Origin of the sequence: Brevibacillus brevis, assembly GCF_022026395.1 — a bacterium.
In the GTDB taxonomy this organism is placed as follows: domain Bacteria; phylum Bacillota; class Bacilli; order Brevibacillales; family Brevibacillaceae; genus Brevibacillus.
The window spans coordinates 275,001-292,769 of record NZ_CP041767.1; the positions used below are offsets into that span (position 1 = coordinate 275,001).

Genomic DNA, 17,769 nt, shown 5'->3' on the forward strand with positions numbered 1-17,769 from the left:
GCAGGGGCGCCAGCCTCTGTGGAGCTGTCGGTGGGATACCACCCTTGATGTACGGAGTTTCTAACTCGTCGCCCTTATCGGGCGAGAGGACCATGCCAGGTGGGCAGTTTGACTGGGGCGGTCGCCTCCTAAAAGGTAACGGAGGCGCCCAAAGGTTCCCTCAGAATGGTCGGAAATCATTCGTAGAGTGTAAAGGCAGAAGGGAGCTTGACTGCGAGACCTACAAGTCGAGCAGGGACGAAAGTCGGGCTTAGTGATCCGGTGGTTCCGCATGGAAGGGCCATCGCTCAACGGATAAAAGCTACCCTGGGGATAACAGGCTTATCTCCCCCAAGAGTCCACATCGACGGGGAGGTTTGGCACCTCGATGTCGGCTCATCGCATCCTGGGGCTGAAGTAGGTCCCAAGGGTTGGGCTGTTCGCCCATTAAAGCGGTACGCGAGCTGGGTTCAGAACGTCGTGAGACAGTTCGGTCCCTATCTGTCGCGGGCGTAGGAAGTTTGAGGAGAGCTGTCCTTAGTACGAGAGGACCGGGATGGACGCACCGCTGGTGCACCAGTTGTCACGCCAGTGGCACAGCTGGGTAGCTATGTGCGGACGGGATAAGCGCTGAAAGCATCTAAGCGTGAAGCCCCCTCCAAGATGAGACTTCCCACAGCGCAAGCTGGTAAGACCCCTCATAGACGATGAGGTTGATAGGTTCGGTGTGGAAGCGCGGTAACGCGTGGAGCTGACGAATACTAATCGGTCGAGGACTTATCCACACACTTAGCAATCATGCGTATTCAGTTTTGAAGGAACAAACCTTCTACGTTCCTCGGTAGCTCAGTTGGTAGAGCAATCGGCTGTTAACCGATCGGTCGGCGGTTCGAGTCCGTCCCGAGGAGCCATAATATGCTCCTGTAGCTCAGTCGGTAGAGCGTTTCCATGGTAAGGAAGAGGTCGCAGGTTCGATTCCTGTCGGGAGCACCAGAAGTAATCTTGATCTTGGCCCGTTGGTGAAGCGGTTTAACACAGCAGCCTTTCACGCTGTCATTCAGGGGTTCGAATCCCCTACGGGTCACCTAAAAACACCTTAGCAATGGTTAAGGTACCTGCAAAGTTCTCAGAGTATGCTAAGAAGCATACTCGTCACTTTGTCGGGGATTTGGAGGCTTAGCTCAGCTGGGAGAGCATCTGCCTTACAAGCAGAGGGTCGGCGGTTCGATCCCGTCAGCCTCCACCATAAAAAATGGGGAGATAGTGAAGTGGCTAAACACGGCAGACTGTAAATCTGCTCCCTCCGGGTTCGGCGGTTCGAATCCGTCTCTCCCCACCATTTTTTATTTTGCGGGTTGTTGGGGTATAGCCAAGCGGTAAGGCAACGGACTTTGACTCCGTCATTCCTAGGTTCAAATCCTAGTACCCCAGCCATTTTGCGAGCCATTAGCTCAGTTGGTAGAGCATCTGACTTTTAATCAGAGGGTCGAAGGTTCGAGTCCTTCATGGCTCACCAGTTTTTTAAAATTAGAATAGGTGCCCTTAGCTCAGCTGGATAGAGCGTTTGACTACGAATCAAAAGGTCGGGAGTTCGAATCTCTCAGGGCACGCCACTTATCGGGAAGTAGCTCAGCTTGGTAGAGTACTTGGCTTGGGACCAAGGGGTCGCAGGTTCGAATCCTGTCTTCCCGACCATTTTTATATGCGGGTGTAGTTCAATGGTAGAACTCCAGCCTTCCAAGCTGGTCGCGTGGGTTCGATTCCCATCACCCGCTCCATATGCTTTCATATGCTTATTAGAAACGAGCAACCATTTCGGTTACTCGTTTTTTTGTGTTTTTAATAAAGCTTGTCCGACAGGTTATTTATGCAAAATCATGTCGAGTTGAGTCATTTTGCTTTCCGGGGCTACAATATAGGAGTAGATAATGAATGAACGAAGGAAAGGGTGGCACTTTTATGAACAAAAACATGAGCATTGTTGGTGTACCGATGGATCTAGGTGCAGACCGCCGTGGAGTTGATATGGGACCTAGCGCTATCCGTTATGCAGGTGTTGTCGCACGCCTGGAAAAGATGGGTTTCAATATTGAAGACCGCGGAGATATTTTTGTAACGCGCCCTCATCACTTCACTGAGACGGAAAACCATAAATATTTGGATGAAGTCGTGGAAGCCAATGAAAAGCTTGCCAATGTTGTAAGCGATATCATGACTGCTGGTCGATTCCCTCTCGTATTGGGTGGCGATCACAGCATTGCCCTTGGCACCATAGCGGGTGTGGCGAAGCACGTGAAAAACCTGGGTGTTATTTGGTTTGACGCTCATGGTGATTTGAATACGGGTGCCACTTCTCCATCGGGAAATATTCACGGTATGCCTTTGGCAGCGAGCTTGGGACATGGGCATGAGCGTCTGACAAACATTGGAGGATATACACCAAAGGTAAAGGCAGAAAACGTGGTCATCATCGGAGCGCGTGATTTGGATCAAGGTGAGCGTGAATTGATCAAGCGTATTGGGATTAAGGTTTTCACCATGCATGAAATTGATAAGTTGGGTATGGCTCGCGTCATGGATGAAGCAATCGCGCATGTGTCCAAAAACACGGATGGCGTGCATTTGAGCCTCGACTTGGATGGACTAGATCCACACGATGCTCCGGGAGTTGGGACGCCAGTTATAGGTGGTATTTCCTATCGCGAAGGGCATGTCTCATTGGAAATGCTGGCAGATGCAGATATTCTTTGTTCTGCTGAATTCGTGGAGGTCAACCCGATTCTTGACCGAGAAAACATGACAGCTCGCGTTGCAGTCGCTTTAATGAGTTCCGTTTTTGGTGATAAATTACTATAAAATAAATAAAGAAGATCATGAAAAAAGAGAGGCTTTTGGCCCTCTTTTTTTGTTTTACCGCATCTTTACATTGATGGGGGAAAGCTGTACATTCTAAGGATGGAGACGAAGTTTATTTAATAGTTGGTCCAGTTGTACACTTAGCGAAACTAATTCTGGAGTAATGCAGGCTTGTTTTTTGTACTGATCGTTGAGTTTTTTTCGAAGCATTTCAATTTCGAGGAGAACGTCTTTTTTTGACAATCGTTGCACTCTCCTTTCCACCCGTGAGATAAATGAGCTATCATTACTTATATATAGAGGAAAGCATTGCGCTTATTCCTCTATTTCCCAACAAAATATCCGCACAAACACTAGATTAAAAATGAAACCATATGCAGTATCATCCGTATATAGGATTACGGTATTGTGGGGAGGATCGCATGGATTTTGTAGAGAAACGGTTGACTCAGCGGGCAAAACGCGGAGACCGTGAAGCTTTTGCGGAGTTAATCGAGATTTATAAAGACAAGATATTTCAGCTCGCATATCGTATGGTGGGAAACCGTCAAGATGCAGAGGACATTGCGCAAGAAACATTTTTGCGTGTCTATGCCAATTTGCATTCATACGATGACAACTATAAGTTCTCCACGTGGATCTACAGGATCGCGACCAATCTATGTATCGACCGTGGCCGGAAAAAACGACCTGACTTTTCATTGGATGAAGAAACCGAACCAGGGCAAGGCCTGGACTGGTATTCACGCCTGTCTTCTAACGAGCGAACACCGGAGGACAAAGTCGTAACGCAGGAGCTGCAAGAGACGGTGCAAGATGCTTTGTCTCACTTACAGCCCAAATATCGCTCGATTATGATCTTGCGTTATATCGAGGATTTGTCGTTGCAGGAGATCAGCGATATCGTAAAGCTTCCCATAACGACAATTAAGACGCGTATTCACCGAGGAAGGGAAGCATTACGCAGCAAGTTGCGATTGATGTGAGAAAGGAGAAAATCACGATGGAATGCCGGGATATGATTTGCCTCATCCACGAATATCTAGATGGGGACACTGATGAATTAGCCAATCTGCAATTGCAAGCACACATAAAGTCTTGTGTGAGTTGTCGTCAGCATATGCATGAGTTGCAGAGAGCCATCGCTTTTGTTCAAAGCGCTTCGCATATTCATGTCTCTTCTGATTTTACAGCTCGTGTACTTGCGCAATTGCCTGCGCCGACGAAAGCGAATCTGTTATCAGGATGGCTTCGTAATCATCCGTTTTTGACAGCTGCAGCGGTATTTCTCTTTTTGATGACCGGCAGTGTATTCAACAGTTGGTTTGATCGGGATGACACTCTACAGGTATCCTCTGCTAATTTGGATAAATTAAAAATAGATCGTGAACGCAATGTCGTAGTTGTACCAGCAGGAACCAATATTGATGGAGACTTGGTTGTCCGCAACGGAAACGTAGATGTTCGAGGCCATGTAACTGGAAATGTTGTGGCCATTGAAGGAAAAGTGTTCGTGGCATCTACCGCCCAAGTCGTGGGAAATACCGAATCGATCGAAGCGATCGTAGATTGGATCTGGTATGAGGTGAAAAATATTGGAAATGACTTGCTTCCGATCTTGCCATAAGAGAAAATAGAGAGTACAGCTATCAGAGCACGGCAGTGGAGCCGTGCTTTTTCCGCAGGAGATAGACTGACTTCATTAGATGGAGCGAGATATGGGGGCTTCGTTATGATATCGATATCCATGGAATATGGGGATTTGCTACGGTATGCAACGGATATTTTACTCGTTACATACGTGTTCTATAAAATCATTATGCTTATTCGCGGGACGCGGGCTGTACAATTGCTGAAGGGGATTATGGTCATCGTCATCACATGGTTCCTCAGCAAATATTTCCAGCTGACGGCATTGCACGCACTGATGAATCAAGCTTTTACATTCGGGGTTTTGGCGGTCGTCATCATCTTCCAGCCAGAGTTGCGTCGAGCACTGGAGCAGCTTGGTCGAGGCAAGCTTTTTTCCCGTTCAAGCAGTACGCAAGATGACGAGGCGGTTAGCCGCTTGGTTCAAGAAGTGGGCAAATCGGTTACGTACATGGCCAAGCGTCGCATTGGTGCATTGATCGTCATTGAGAGAGAGACGGGACTTAACGACTACGTGGAAACGGGTATTGGCATTAACGGGCGAGTCAGCTCAGAGCTGCTGATTAATATTTTCATTCCGAATACACCGTTGCATGATGGTGCAGTCATTATGCGAAAAGACATGATTATGGCTGCTGCCTGTTATCTTCCACTGTCTGAGAACAATTCCATCTCCAAGGAGTTGGGGACGCGCCATCGAGCGGCAATAGGGTTAAGTGAGGTTTCCGATGGCATCGCGATCATCGTATCCGAAGAGACTGGTCAGGTGTCTTTTGCCGCGCATGGAGCAATGAATCGCAATCTGACGGAGGTGCAACTGGCAGAGATGCTGACAGAACAGCTTCAGCCTCTGTCCAAAGGCAAATCCATGGGAAGTCGTTGGCAATGGAGGCGAAAACATGGATAAATGGTTAAACAGTCACTGGTTTGCACGTGCTGTTGCGTTGCTTTTGGCTATCATGACTTGGATGATTGTCAATCTGGAAGCCGAACAAACGACGACTCCTGAGGCAAGTCAGCCAACTTTTATTGATAGTGTCAATTTGCATGTGAAATATGATACTGATCGTTATCAGGTGGTCAAGCAGCAGCGAACGGTAAAGGTCGCCTTGGAAAGTAATAATCCTTTTTATCGACACAATTTCTTTCCAGAGGAATCGTGGGAAGTGTATGTCGATGCGACGAACCTGGGCAAAGGAACGCATCGTGTACCTGTCCAGTACAAGGGATTCCCGGATGAAGTCAAGGTAGGGATCATCCCGAATATCGTGGAAATCACCTTGGAAGAGAAAAAGACTGTTGAGCGTGAAGTTTCTGTGGAGAAATTGGGACAGGTCGCCCCAGGTTATACCGCTGGAGAACCTATTGTGAAGCCGTTTAGAGCGCTTGTAAGGGTACCTGAAAGTCAAGTGAATAAGGTAGCAGCGGTAAAGGCTTCGGTTGACCTGGAAGGGGCTACTTCCGCAATCAAGACAACGGTTCCGCTCAAAGTCGTGGACAAGTCTGGCAACGTGATTCAAGGGGCAGATGTGGTGCCACTTACGGTAGAAGTGAACATCCCCGTAACGAGTCCGTTTGCAAAAGTGCCAATTAAATTAAACTTGACGAATGAATTGCCGAATGGCTATAGTTTGGCTAGTATGGGTATGAATGTGGAAGAGGTCACGGTCTATGGACCGAAGGAAGTCATTGATGGCATCAAATCCAACACATACCCAGGGCCGGAAATTGATCTCGGCAACATTACATCAGATCGCGATATAGAGCTCAAGATACCGTTAATGGATAATATTGTGAAGGTAGAGCCGGAGTATTTGACCGTATCGCTAAAAGTCGTTCCATCAACGACGAAGCGTTTGGAGAAGATTCCGATTCGCATTAGCGGGCTATCAGAAAGCATGGAAGCAAAGGTACTATCCACCGATGGCCAGGAGATGTCTACAATCGACTTCGACGTGATCGGCGCTCCAGTAGTGCTGAATCAGTTGAGGCATGAAGACTTGCAGGTCGTAGCAGATGTCAGCAATATGCCGGCGGGTGTATACGAAGTACCATTGAATTACATCTTCAATCAGTCGGAGTATATCAAGACTTCTGCGAGCGCACCGAAAAAGGTCACAATTCAAATCACGAACAAGCAAAGGTAGACATAAGCTGTTGTGTGCACAAGGAAGGAAATGAGGGACAATCATGGGGAAGTATTTCGGAACAGACGGTGTACGTGGTGTAGCAAATACACAACTCACACCCGAACTGGCATTTAAAATCGGACGCGTTGGTGGTTACGTTCTCACCAGACACAAGCAGGAAGGAAAACCAAAAGTGGTGATTGGGCGCGATACGCGCATTTCTGGACAAATGCTGGAAAACGCGCTTTTGGCTGGACTGTTATCGGTTGGAGCAGAAGTGGTCAGATTGGGTGTTATCTCCACCTCGGGGGTAGCGTATCTCACACGTGCACTTGGTGCAGATGCGGGCGTTATGATCTCCGCCTCTCACAATCCGTTTCCGGATAACGGAATCAAGTTCTTCGGCAGCAACGGTTTTAAACTGTCCGACGAAGTGGAAGCTGAAGTAGAACAGTATTTGGACGCGGCAGAGGATACGATGCCTCGACCAACAGGCGAACAAATCGGGACGGTTCTGGAATTCCTGGAGGGTGGACAAAAGTACCTCTCTCACTTGAAGAGTACCGTATCTGAGCGATTTGACGGTCTGAAGGTAGTTCTGGACTGTGCAAATGGTGCTGTCTCATCATTGGCAGCTCGTCTGTTTGCGGATGTGGACGCTGAAGTGATCACGATAGGTGCGAATCCGAATGGAATCAACATCAATGACCAGTGCGGTTCAACGCATCCTGAACGTTTAGTAGAAGAAGTTTTGAAGCATAAAGCTGACTTGGGTCTATCCTTTGATGGGGACGCGGATCGCTGTATTGCTGTAGATGATAATGGTGAAATCATCGACGGCGACTATATTATGGCGATCTGTGCACGAGCACTCAAGGCAAAAGGAAAACTCAACAACAATACAGTTGTTACGACCGTAATGGCCAACATGGGCTTCTTCAAAGGAATGGAAGAGTGCTCCATCAATACGACGAAGACTGCTGTAGGGGATCGCTATGTAGTAGAAGAGATGCTTCGCGGCGGCTATAATCTCGGTGGCGAACAGTCCGGTCATATTGTCTTCCTGGACTACAATACGACAGGAGACGGTTTGTTAACGGGGCTGCAGCTCTTGAACATCATCAAGGAGTCTGGCAAGCCGTTGTCCGAGCTCAAACAAGTGATGGTCAAGTATCCGCAGCTTCTGATCAATGTCCGTGTAGAGGACAAGTCAAAGCTGAATGGCAATGAAGCCATTGCGCAGGCCATCCGTAAAGTAGAAGAAGATTTGGCTGGCAATGGTCGCGTTCTGGTTCGTCCGTCGGGAACAGAGCCAATCGTACGTGTCATGGCAGAAGGCCCAGATGCGGCACAGTTGGAAGGGCTCGTGAATCGGATCGTTGACGTGGTCAAACAAGAACTCGTGTAAAATTCGTGTAAAAAGTTGCAGGGAGCGGTTTCAATGCCGCTCCCTTTTGCATACAACTACAATACGACGACAAGATATTGTCGCTCTTCACAATCTGTGGTACAGTGTTCATGTGCACTAGCACCAAGAAAGAAAAAAATGGGAGGGGTTGTGCAAAAAGGAACAAGCATCATAAATCAAATGCATACCATTGGAAAGCGCCAGCACTGAGGCTGCCCGACATGGAGCCTTAGTGGACGAGGTGGAGGTTTATCGAAGGATTCGGCGGATACCTCCCGGCAGCAGTATCACTGCCGCAGAGCGCAGGGACAAAACATCAGGGTGATCTGATGGACAAAACCTTGCGTGTGATACGTTTTTTGCCATTGTCGAAATAGATGAAACAGCATGATCATATAAAAAACATGGAATGGCGGGGGACTCACCCCCGTACCATTGTTCGGGTGGAAGTCCCTCGCCAATTTGGAAGGGGACCATACACTTATGTGCGGAATCGTTGGATATATTGGAAATAAACAAGCGCAAGACATCGTTATCGGAGGACTTCGCAAACTGGAGTATCGCGGCTATGATTCAGCAGGGGTCGCTGTCGTGAATGCAAACGGATTGGAGTACTCAAAAGCTCAGGGTCGCTTGGCTGTTCTGGAAGGCCGTTTGGAATCGAAGCCATTGACTGGTTCTATGGGAATCGGGCATACACGTTGGGCGACACACGGAAAACCGTCTGACGAGAACTCCCACCCACATACAGACGAAAAATCGGCTTTTGCAGTCGTTCACAACGGGATTATCGAAAACTTCCTGCCATTGAAAGAAGAGCTGCTGGCAAAAGGCTACACGTTCACTTCTGAGACAGATACCGAGGTTATCGCTCACTTGCTCGCGGACATGTACGATGGCGATATCGTTTCTACAGCGCGTCGTGCTGTGCAACGCATGCGTGGTGCCTATGCATTGGGTATCATGACGGAACATGAGCCTGACAAGCTGGTAGCGATTCGTTTGGCTAGCCCGTTGGTAGTTGGTGTGGGTCAAGGCGAGAGCTTTATCGGTTCGGATATCCCGGCTATATTGGAGCATACACGTGACGTGTACATTTTGAACGAAGGCGAAATGGCTGTGTTGACTCGCGATGGTGTGGAACTGATGAACGCAGAGACCGGAGAGAAAATCGAGCGGGAACTGTTCCATGTCGAGTGGGATCTGGTACAAGCGGAAAAAGGCGGATATGATTCCTTCATGCTCAAGGAAATGCACGAGCAGCCTCAAGCTGTTCGCGATACCATGGGTGCCCGCATTGACGAGGACAACAAGCGAGTGATTTTGCCTGAGCTAAAAATGAGCGATGCGGAACTGGCGACATACGATCGCATCTACATCGTGGCATGCGGTACCTCCATGCACGCAGGTCTCGTCGGTAAGGATGTTATCGAAAAATGGACTCGCGTACCTGTAGAGGTAGCAGTCGCTTCCGAGTTCCGTTACCGTGATCCGATCTACACAGACAAGACACTGATGATCGTCATTAGCCAATCGGGTGAGACAGCAGACACGCTGGCTGCACTGCGTGAGGCGAAGAAGAGCAACGTGAAGGTGTTGGCTATCACCAACGTGGTAGGCAGCTCTGTAGCTCGCGAAGCTGACGAAGTGATCTTTACGTGGGCTGGTCCAGAAGTAGCGGTAGCGTCTACGAAAGCATACACCTCACAAGTCGTTGCCCTGTACTTGTTCAGCCTGTATTTGGCTCAAGTAAAAGGCACCATGGCGGCTGCTGAGATTGCCGAAGTCGTAGAGCACTTGAGCGAGATCCCTGGTAAAATCGCTTCCATGCTGAATAACGATGATCAGATTCGTCGCTTTGCAGAGGGCACAAAAGAGGTAAGCAGCCTGTTCTTCATCGGCCGCAGCCTCGACTATGCGGTATCGCTGGAAGGCTCTCTGAAGCTGAAAGAAATCTCTTACATTCACTCCGAGGCGTATCCAGCCGGTGAGCTGAAGCACGGTACTCTTGCGCTGATTGAAGATAATGTTCCAGTTGTAGCTTTGGCTACGCAACCAGACATCTACGAAAAAACGGTAAGCAACATCGTGGAAGTAAAAGCTCGCGGCGCTCATGTACTGGGCTTTGCGACTGAAGGCAACCACGATCTGGCGAAGAGTGTGGATGAGGTCATTTACATGCCAGCCACTCTGCCAATGCTCACACCGATTCTGACCGTCATTCCATTGCAATTGCTTGCTTACTATGCTTCTGTCGCTCGTGGCCTCGATGTGGATAAACCACGGAACTTGGCGAAGAGTGTGACGGTTGAGTAAGGGTTGAAGGGGATAAGAACATCCTGTTCATATTCGTTGATATTAGAGTAAGTAAATTTACATTAGACTTGGTAAAGAGTATATAGTTTTTCTTTGCGATTAAAGTCATGTTAATAAGTCGAGTGAAATTCAGATATGCACATCTGTTTTTCCTCGGCTTATTTTTATTTTCTAGCCATCTATTTATTGAAACAAAGTGTTAGGTGAAATATTGTCTGTTACTAAAAAATATGTGCCAAACCCCGCCACAAGCTCTATCAGAGTCGAGGCGGGGTTTAACGGTTTCTACTGCGCTATTTTCACGAGGTCATCGAATATACGCGTCGCGGAAGTTGCTTTATGGTGAATGCCTCGATAGAGTTGGCAGCTTCCCGCCCGGAGGTATATAGATGCGTTTAGCTCGACCTTCTCCTGAGTGGTCCCATAGTATCTCTGCTTTGTCCCAAAAAGAATCACCATTATTAAAGCCGGTAATCCTTAGCGTACAAGATACCGGCGTTTTAGTGTTAAATAGGTGTTTTCAAGTTACTTTGCGGTCTGTGTACCCTGGGACTGGGGCATTTTGCTTTGGGACTCCGCTCTTTGTAAAAAATCAACGGCACGGTCAGGGAAGTCCGTAAACACCCCGTCAACTCCTGCTGTGAAGTAGAACTGATCGAGCAGTTCCTCAAAGTTTGCTGCATAGGCAGGGATTTCTCCTTTATCCACTCGGAAGGTGTATGGATGCACTTCCAGGTCAGCTTCATGAGCCTCTTTGACAAGATTGGTAATGATCAGGTGGTCTCTCGTCGACTCTTCTTTGATGATCATCGGCTTCCATGGCCCTACGCCGTCTGCGTATTTCGCAATTTCTTTCATCGCCCCTTTTTCAAACATCCAATCGTAGTTGTAGGGAACGGCCTTACCGTTTTCATAGATCATGGTTTCGTTCCAGTCGGTTTCTGCCATGAGCTGTACTAGCTTCACGTTCATATTCAAATGTGGATAGAGTTCCGTGCGAATCCGTTTTGCTTCATTGGGGTCGAAAGTCTGTATGTATGCTTTGTCATTCTTGGACACGTAGCCGTACTTTTTCAACACCTGGAGCACTGCGAGGCTGATGTCCTTTCCTTCGTGTCTGTGGAACCAGGGAGCCTTGATCTCCGCATAGATCCCTACGTTACGACCCGTGCTTTTGTTCATACCCTGGATCAGTTCAATCTCTTCTTCCAGGGTGTGAGCACTGAAGCTGGATTTCCAGATAGGGAAGCGATCCGGATAGTCTTGTACCTGCTTGCCGTTTTCTACTGTGAAGACCTCTGTCCTTTTCAGTTTCTTGATCTCGTCAAGAGTGAAATCAATAACGTAGTACCTGCCGTCTTTTCGTTTTCGATCAGGGTAGACCTCGGCTACATTGGTTACGCTGTCCAGATAATGGTCGTGCATGATGACCAGTTTGTTGTCCTTTGTCATGACCACGTCTTGTTCGATGTAGTCGACTCCCATCGCGTAAGCCATCGCTTTTGCGGGCAGCGTATGTTCCGGCAAGTATCCGCTCGCTCCGCGGTGGGCGATGACAATCTTATCCGCTTCGGCAAAGGATACGCTTCCAAAGCTTGTTGTAATAGCGAGAGCGGCTGCCAAGGATGTAACCAGTTTTTTCATGTTGTTCCTCCTCCATTTGGATGAAAAAAAGATCCACAAATTCCATTGATAGGTTATACCGTACCAAATGAAATATTGTGAATCTCCTGATCTCCATCACAAAAATATTATATTGGTTACTAATGTAAGGGAAAAAGAAAGCGCTGTCAACAAATAGTTGGCGAGTGCCTATTACCCATTTTATGTATGGCTGGACAAAAAAACAGCAAGGCTGATCGGAGGACCAACCTTGCTGTTTTTCCGTACATCACGAATTACAACTTCACAGGCTCTCCTGCGAATACTTCCAATTCCATAGCTGCTGCAAAAAAGGAGGGAGCTTGCTTCACAAAAGCCTGAAAATGATCGCTTGCATTGTGGGCCGCTACTGCGGCAGCGTCCTTCCACTTTTCTACCATGGTGTAGTGATATTCTTGCTCTGTGCTTTTCAGAAGGGTGTATCCGACATTCCCTTCTTCAGCTTGGCTTGCAGCAACCAGGGCTTTGGCCGCTTGAAGGAACGCTTCTTCCTGGGCGGGTATCACTTGCAGATGGGCATGTATAATAAGCATGGTTTTCTCCCTTTCTTCCAACGAATTTGAATTATTTCCAGGTTGTCACTGTCTCAACGGGGAGACGGTAAGAGGGGTATCCTTCCTTGGCTGCTTTCCCGATACTGATCAGCATGATCGGTTGGTAGCGATCCTTGTCCAAATCCAGCGCTTCAGCTATTTGATCCTTTTCATAGCCGCCGATCGGGTTCGTGTCATAGCCGAATGAACGGGCAACCAGCATCAATTGCATGGATACGAGACCAGCATCGATAAAATTGACATCGCGCAGGTCAGAAGCGGGTAGATTGGCGTAGTAAGGCTTTACGGCTTTCAGCTGCATGTCCTTCACTTCCTGCGGCATGTATCCGAGCTCGACAGCTTTTCCAAATATCTCATCCATATATTCCGCATTATTCATGTCGACGAAGACGGCAATGACGGCGGAAGAGGTGAGTACCTGCGTTTTGTTGAAGCGTGCCAGCTCTGCAAGCTTTTCTTTCCCTTCTTGACTTTCGATCACCACAAAGCGCCAAGGCTGCATGTTGACCGAAGATGGAGCGCGTGTGGCCCCCGCTAGAATTTCAATCATTTCCTCGCGGCTGATTTTTATTTCAGGATCATAAAGTTTGACAGAACGACGACCAAACGTAATTTCACGAAAATCATTTGTTCTTTGTACGGTGCTCATGTAAAAACAGACTCCCTTCTTGAACAATCAAATGTTGTTTTGCATCCGTTTGAGAAAATCAGTTAAGACCTGCGTCTCATCGTCGCTGAAGCCTTCCAGAATCTGCTGGATAAAATTTCGTTTCTCGCTTTTGTACCCTTCAATCCGATGATGTCCTTCTTCGGAGAGACGAACGAAGGTTTCGCGGTTATCATTTGGATTTTTGTGTCGGGTCACCATGCCATCCGCTTCCAGTTGCTTCAGGTGGCGTGTAATGGCAGCACTGTCGATATTAATGTGCTTTTGTAGCTGGGACTGATTGATTTCGTTGCATTCGCAAAGGATTTGCAAGATCGCGAGACGAGTAGAGCTGATTCCGGTACAGCGTTCGAACTTGGGACTTATTTTATTGGTTAATCCGATGAGCAGATTCAGTATTTGCTCTTCTTCAAATTCCTTGCGTGTCATGAAAAATGCCTCCCGGGGGCAATATGAATAGGAACTCAGTCATATATCCACAAGCATGACAACATACAGTCAGTGGAGCATGATAGCTTGATGATATTTGACGCATCAATAATTGATACGTCAAATAATATAACACCTTATTTCAGCGTTTGCAACATATGGTCTGCAAAAGTCGCTGGACGGTATGGTCATAGCAGAAGTTAAGTGATTCATACGAAGAGGGAATGGAGTAAGGGGAGAGGGGACATCTTACTCCAATCGCAATTAATAGATAACAGAACGAAAGGAAGCTTCACTTGCTAGGCCCTGATGCGCCGAAATCAGTAGTGGTAAGCTTTACGAAGTAAGTGATGGGTACAGTACTGAATGTTTGGTCCCAATCTTTTTTTACTTTCTCCCATGTTTTTGGATACTCGATTCGCAAACGTTCTCCGAATCCGGCAACATCCGCATGGAAATGGTTTTGCATTTTTGCTGTGACACTCTTGACCAGTTTCCGTACTTCCAATTCAGCCGCTTTTTCCACCCTTTTCAGGAATTCATTTTCAAAAGGATTTGCGTTCAACACCCAATTTTCAGACAAGCGTCCCTTCGAATTGATATGCACATCAAAGGAAATCTTGTTTCCGTCAACATGGGGAGTGATTTTGCTCTCCATGGTTTCGATCTCATAGATGATCAGTTGACCTGTCTCCTTGTCAAGGCTTCTCACTAGCCCTCCTTTACCTTTTCCGGTTATCCACGTTATGCCCTCCAAATCCATTTCGTTTAAAAATCCCGCCCATTTTTTTGTCTTTCCATTGATCACGGCTGCCCCCTCAAACTTCACTTCCTTGTTAGAAGCGGCAACATTTTGCAAGAGAAAGCTTGATTCGGAATTCAACTTGGCCGTTAATTTGGCGAGTGACACAGGAGGTAAAATTTTGGCTGTTCGGTTTCGGTTATCTACGATTCCAAGCAAATTCAGTGCTGGCAATTCTCCCGGTTTTTTGGTTTCCAAGACATCGCGGGCATTCCCGTTACTAACCAATACCAAGCAGCTTGGACGTATTTCATTATCTCGCAGAAATAGATCCAGCAAAGATTCCAAACGATGTGTGTGTAACAGAGCCTCGCTAATCACAATGACTTTTAAGTGCGGGCTGAACAAGGGGGTATCATGACTCAATGAAAATTCACGGATGATTGGAAGGATAGATTCACCAGTTTGGGACGCATTCAAATATGCTTTTTGTTGTGGTCCTGCCGAACTGCTTTCTTTGCTTGTTGCTTTTGGGTTAATAAATTGATAGGTCATGGTGATTGTGTCAACGTGAGGAGGGCTCTTTCCCTGCTTTTCCAGCTTTTTTTCAACATTTGATTTGTTGCTGGCATCCAATGCCAAACCGATGCCCATACCCATCTTGTCGATATCGTTGCTGCTCCAGCATCCAGTCAGTAAGAAGAGCAGGAAAACAGATAACGACGTCAAGAGGAGGAGCCACTCACGATGATGACTTTGCTTCATGCTTACCCACCTTCCAGCCAGAAATAATAAGAAGCAGAAGGGGCATTACACCAAATAATAAAAAGGCTGCATCGCCCACAAAATCGCCAAGTGCAAATACACTATTGATTTCTTTTGGAGTCATCGTAATGATGTAGATAACAGGCAGCAATCCGAATAGAAACGGCTCCATATTTTTCTTGAAGAGCTGGGCGAGGCCTAGAGCGGCTGAGTAGTAAGCCAACGTGAAAGTAGAAAAGATTTGCATAATCCATAATACGAGCAGCAACGATTCAAACCGTTCAAAGAGTAAACCGGTAATTTCAAAGCTTCGTATGAGATCAATGGTCGGCCATGTCCTTGTGACGACTCCATCGATTGAAAACGCCCCAATGACCATCACGACTGTCATCAGGTAAAAGATCAACGAGGCGCTAATTCCCACCACAACGGTTTTCACGCCTTTATTTGGCTGTCTCATGTATACCACCAGAATCATCATTATTTCAAAACCGGTATAGGCGAGCGCAGTTGGTTTAATCCCATCGAACACCGGTTTCCACCCCAGCCCCAATACGGGACGAAGATGATCGATTTCAAAAATTTTTATGCTCATCAAGGAAACCACCAAAAAAAAGAGGACAGTAATTGGCAAGATAATCTCAAGCATACGGGCGAGACAATTGATGCCACCTATGACAAGATAAAGAGCAACCCACAAAAATACCATAACAATGGCCCACATAGGGGTTTTCTCCAGCAAGTAAAAGGTTGTTACTTCAGCCATAGATCGGACTTGAAGAGATGAGGTCAAACAAAAATAACAGATGATCAGAAGGCTGAGCATCCTTCCAACCCATTCCCCTGCAATTTCCTGGCTGTATTCAAAAAACGTTTTCTCAGGGAACCGCTGGCTTAATTTTACAATGATTATCCCAGCGAGCATCGCGAGTAAACCGCCAATGAGGACACTTATCCAAACATCCGGTGTCTTTGCTTTTTCCACTGAGATTCTAGGCAGGGTAAGGATTCCCGCTCCCAGTATGAAGTTGATGATGATCACTGCTGTTTGCGAGGTGGTGATCCGATCATTTCGGGTGGGTAACATTTTGGGCTTCACCTACTATACTGAGTGGTTATCCTTTGCGAGTCGGCTCTTTCGTATGCAGCATTTTTGGACGGCGTTTCATCATCATGAGTGGCATGCGCACCATGAAATCTTTCCAATCCCTTAACCGATAGGGGACAGCAGGAGTAACATAAGGTACACCAAAACTTTTTAGTTTTACCAAATGACTCGTAAGCAAGAGAAAAAACAAAATCACCCCGTACAATCCAAACATGGCTGCGGAGAACATGACCAAAAACCGAATGAGACGTAAGGAAATACCCAGGTTGTATGACGGAATGGCAAAGGAGGAAATAGCAGTGACAGCCACGACGATTACCATAATTGGGCTGACAATACCTGCTTGTACTGCAGCTTGACCAATAATCAGTCCACCGACAATCCCGATGGCAGGGCCGATTGGTTTCGGCAATCGAAGACCGGCTTCTCTCATAATCTCGATAGAAACCTCCATGATCAGTGCCTCCAACAAAGCGGGAAATGGAACTCCTTGTCGAGTGCTGATGATGGAAATAGCCAATTCGGTAGGAATCAGCCCTTGGTGAAAAGAGATAAAGGAAATATAGAGGGCTGGTATAAGTAAGGAAGAAAAGGCAGTGAAAAAGCGCAACAAGCGAATGAATGTGCTTGGAATCCATCGCTCATAATAGTCTTCAGGCGATTGCAGGAGCATGCTGAACGTCACCGGAACGATTAAGGCAAAAGGAGTACCATCCAGCAAGATGGCCACTCGTCCTTCCAGTAATGCACTGATGACGCGGTCAGGCCGTTCTGTGCTCTGCGCTTGCGGGAATGGGCTGAGATAATTATCTTCAATAAGTTGCTCCACATAGCCGGATTCCGGCACATGGTCAATTTTAATTTTCGTAATTCGGTTTTTTACTTCTTCAACCAACGCGGGATTTGCAATCTCTTTCATATAGGCGATAATCAGCTCTTTTTTTGCACGCTCTCCCACCTGAAATTTTAGGAAGAGAAGATCTCCATTTTCACCGTGTCTGCGCAAGAGGGCCGTATTTTCGCTTAACGTTTCCGTGAAGCCTACTCTAGGGCCTCTAACCAAAGATTCTGAGACAGGTTCATCTATATTTCTAGTTTTTACTTTTACGGTATTAAGAAGGAGAGCATTTGCGGACCCTTCAATCAATAATGCCGTGTAGCCAGTCAATACTTTTGTCCTCAGATCGTATACATCCCGGCATTCCAGTATTTCATGGATGGAAAGCACATGATTGATGAAAAACTCTTTGGATACAGAAACGTCCCCGGAAGAATTCTCCTGTACCATCACTGCCACAGAATCATTCATGAGCGTTTTCAGAATAGTATTATCGATGAGATCGTGATCGGATAACCCATCTACAAAAATAATGGAAGCACGAATGGCAGTCTGTCCGAAAGAAAATTCGCGGATATGCACATCTGCGTTTTGGTCAATTTCCTGACGGATAAGATTCAAATTCGATAGGTAATCGTCTGTAAATGGAGCGATACTTTCCATCTA

The 17,769-nt window shown here is 47.0% G+C and carries 15 protein-coding genes, 10 tRNA genes and 1 rRNA gene (1 of these 26 cut by a window edge); 18 read left to right on the forward strand and 8 right to left on the reverse strand.

Going from position 1 to position 17,769, the window contains the following annotated elements; genetic code table 11:
* From FO446_RS01625 to rocF, 12 genes are all read left to right on the forward strand, one after another.
* Nucleotides 1-764: ribosomal RNA gene (locus tag FO446_RS01625) — 23S ribosomal RNA — on the forward strand (it extends 2,165 nt beyond the left edge of the window).
* A 50-nt stretch (nt 765-814) separates the two neighbouring features.
* Nucleotides 815-890 (forward strand) — tRNA-Asn (locus FO446_RS01630).
* Nucleotides 891-896: 6 nt separating this feature from the next.
* Nucleotides 897-972, forward strand: a tRNA-Thr gene (locus FO446_RS01635).
* 17 nt (nt 973-989) lie between these two features.
* A tRNA-Glu gene (locus FO446_RS01640) sits at nt 990-1,063 on the forward strand.
* Nucleotides 1,064-1,149: 86 nt separating this feature from the next.
* Nucleotides 1,150-1,225, forward strand: a tRNA-Val gene (locus FO446_RS01645).
* 8 nt (nt 1,226-1,233) lie between these two features.
* Nucleotides 1,234-1,318 (forward strand) — tRNA-Tyr (locus FO446_RS01650).
* 20 nt (nt 1,319-1,338) lie between these two features.
* Nucleotides 1,339-1,413 (forward strand) — tRNA-Gln (locus FO446_RS01655).
* Between the two features lie 6 nt (nt 1,414-1,419).
* Nucleotides 1,420-1,495, forward strand: a tRNA-Lys gene (locus FO446_RS01660).
* A gap of 20 nt (nt 1,496-1,515) precedes the next feature.
* A tRNA-Arg gene (locus FO446_RS01665) sits at nt 1,516-1,592 on the forward strand.
* Nucleotides 1,593-1,597: 5 nt separating this feature from the next.
* Nucleotides 1,598-1,674 (forward strand) — tRNA-Pro (locus tag FO446_RS01670).
* 9 nt (nt 1,675-1,683) lie between these two features.
* Nucleotides 1,684-1,757 (forward strand) — tRNA-Gly (locus tag FO446_RS01675).
* 181 nt (nt 1,758-1,938) lie between these two features.
* Entirely contained in the window at nt 1,939-2,835 is an 897-nt protein-coding gene (gene rocF / locus FO446_RS01680; RefSeq protein ID WP_237901034.1) for an arginase, read from the forward strand.
* A gap of 93 nt (nt 2,836-2,928) precedes the next feature.
* Here the strand turns inward: rocF and FO446_RS01685 are convergent, their stop codons facing one another.
* The gene (locus tag FO446_RS01685; protein ID WP_419466140.1) at nt 2,929-3,099 is read right to left on the reverse strand and encodes a Spo0E family sporulation regulatory protein-aspartic acid phosphatase; all 171 of its coding nucleotides are present in this window, start codon (nt 3,097-3,099) and stop codon (nt 2,929-2,931) included.
* Between the two features lie 158 nt (nt 3,100-3,257).
* On the opposite strand from FO446_RS01685, the gene sigW reads away from it, so the two are divergent.
* The 6 genes from sigW to glmS all read left to right on the forward strand — a co-directional run bounded on the left by sigW (nt 3,258) and on the right by glmS (nt 10,338).
* Nucleotides 3,258-3,821: an RNA polymerase sigma factor SigW gene (sigW, locus tag FO446_RS01690; protein ID WP_007725279.1), complete on the forward strand. Its 564-nt coding sequence runs from the start codon at nt 3,258-3,260 to the stop codon at nt 3,819-3,821.
* A 17-nt stretch (nt 3,822-3,838) separates the two neighbouring features.
* The gene (locus FO446_RS01695; protein ID WP_173612547.1) at nt 3,839-4,462 is read left to right on the forward strand and encodes a zf-HC2 domain-containing protein; all 624 of its coding nucleotides are present in this window, start codon (nt 3,839-3,841) and stop codon (nt 4,460-4,462) included.
* Nucleotides 4,463-4,567: 105 nt separating this feature from the next.
* Entirely contained in the window at nt 4,568-5,392 is an 825-nt protein-coding gene (gene cdaA / locus FO446_RS01700) for a diadenylate cyclase CdaA (protein WP_304502554.1), read from the forward strand.
* Complete coding sequence (locus FO446_RS01705; protein ID WP_173612546.1) at nt 5,385-6,632, forward strand: CdaR family protein; 1,248 nt, start codon at nt 5,385-5,387, stop codon at nt 6,630-6,632. Before cdaA ends, FO446_RS01705 begins: the two co-directional genes overlap by 8 nt.
* Before the next feature lie 43 nt (nt 6,633-6,675).
* A complete protein-coding gene (glmM, locus tag FO446_RS01710) occupies nt 6,676-8,022 on the forward strand; it encodes a phosphoglucosamine mutase (protein ID WP_173612545.1) in 1,347 nt (448 codons plus the stop codon).
* A 483-nt stretch (nt 8,023-8,505) separates the two neighbouring features.
* Nucleotides 8,506-10,338, forward strand: coding sequence for a glutamine--fructose-6-phosphate transaminase (isomerizing) (glmS, locus tag FO446_RS01715; RefSeq protein WP_237899785.1), 1,833 nt, complete (start codon nt 8,506-8,508; stop codon nt 10,336-10,338).
* Nucleotides 10,339-10,863: 525 nt separating this feature from the next.
* On the opposite strand, the gene glpQ is transcribed toward glmS, so the two are convergent.
* From glpQ to FO446_RS01750, 7 genes are all read right to left on the reverse strand, one after another.
* Nucleotides 10,864-11,982 (reverse strand): glycerophosphodiester phosphodiesterase, encoded by a 1,119-nt coding sequence (glpQ, locus tag FO446_RS01720; RefSeq protein ID WP_237899787.1) that lies wholly within the window; start codon nt 11,980-11,982, stop codon nt 10,864-10,866.
* A gap of 254 nt (nt 11,983-12,236) precedes the next feature.
* Nucleotides 12,237-12,533 carry a putative quinol monooxygenase gene (locus tag FO446_RS01725; protein ID WP_173612542.1) on the reverse strand — a complete coding sequence of 99 codons (297 nt, stop codon included), beginning with the start codon at nt 12,531-12,533 and terminating at the stop codon, nt 12,237-12,239.
* A 31-nt stretch (nt 12,534-12,564) separates the two neighbouring features.
* Entirely contained in the window at nt 12,565-13,203 is a 639-nt protein-coding gene (locus FO446_RS01730) for a nitroreductase family protein (protein WP_173612541.1), read from the reverse strand.
* 27 nt (nt 13,204-13,230) lie between these two features.
* Nucleotides 13,231-13,650 (reverse strand): MarR family winged helix-turn-helix transcriptional regulator, encoded by a 420-nt coding sequence (locus FO446_RS01735; protein ID WP_237899788.1) that lies wholly within the window; start codon nt 13,648-13,650, stop codon nt 13,231-13,233.
* Nucleotides 13,651-13,942: 292 nt separating this feature from the next.
* Nucleotides 13,943-15,157 (reverse strand): Ger(x)C family spore germination protein, encoded by a 1,215-nt coding sequence (locus FO446_RS01740; protein ID WP_173612540.1) that lies wholly within the window; start codon nt 15,155-15,157, stop codon nt 13,943-13,945.
* A complete protein-coding gene (locus FO446_RS01745; protein ID WP_237899789.1) occupies nt 15,135-16,244 on the reverse strand; it encodes a spore germination protein in 1,110 nt (369 codons plus the stop codon). The genes FO446_RS01740 and FO446_RS01745 overlap by 23 nt, the downstream gene beginning before the upstream one ends.
* A 28-nt stretch (nt 16,245-16,272) precedes the next feature.
* Nucleotides 16,273-17,766 carry a spore germination protein gene (locus tag FO446_RS01750; RefSeq protein ID WP_237899790.1) on the reverse strand — a complete coding sequence of 498 codons (1,494 nt, stop codon included), beginning with the start codon at nt 17,764-17,766 and terminating at the stop codon, nt 16,273-16,275.
* Nucleotides 17,767-17,769 lie beyond the last annotated feature (3 nt).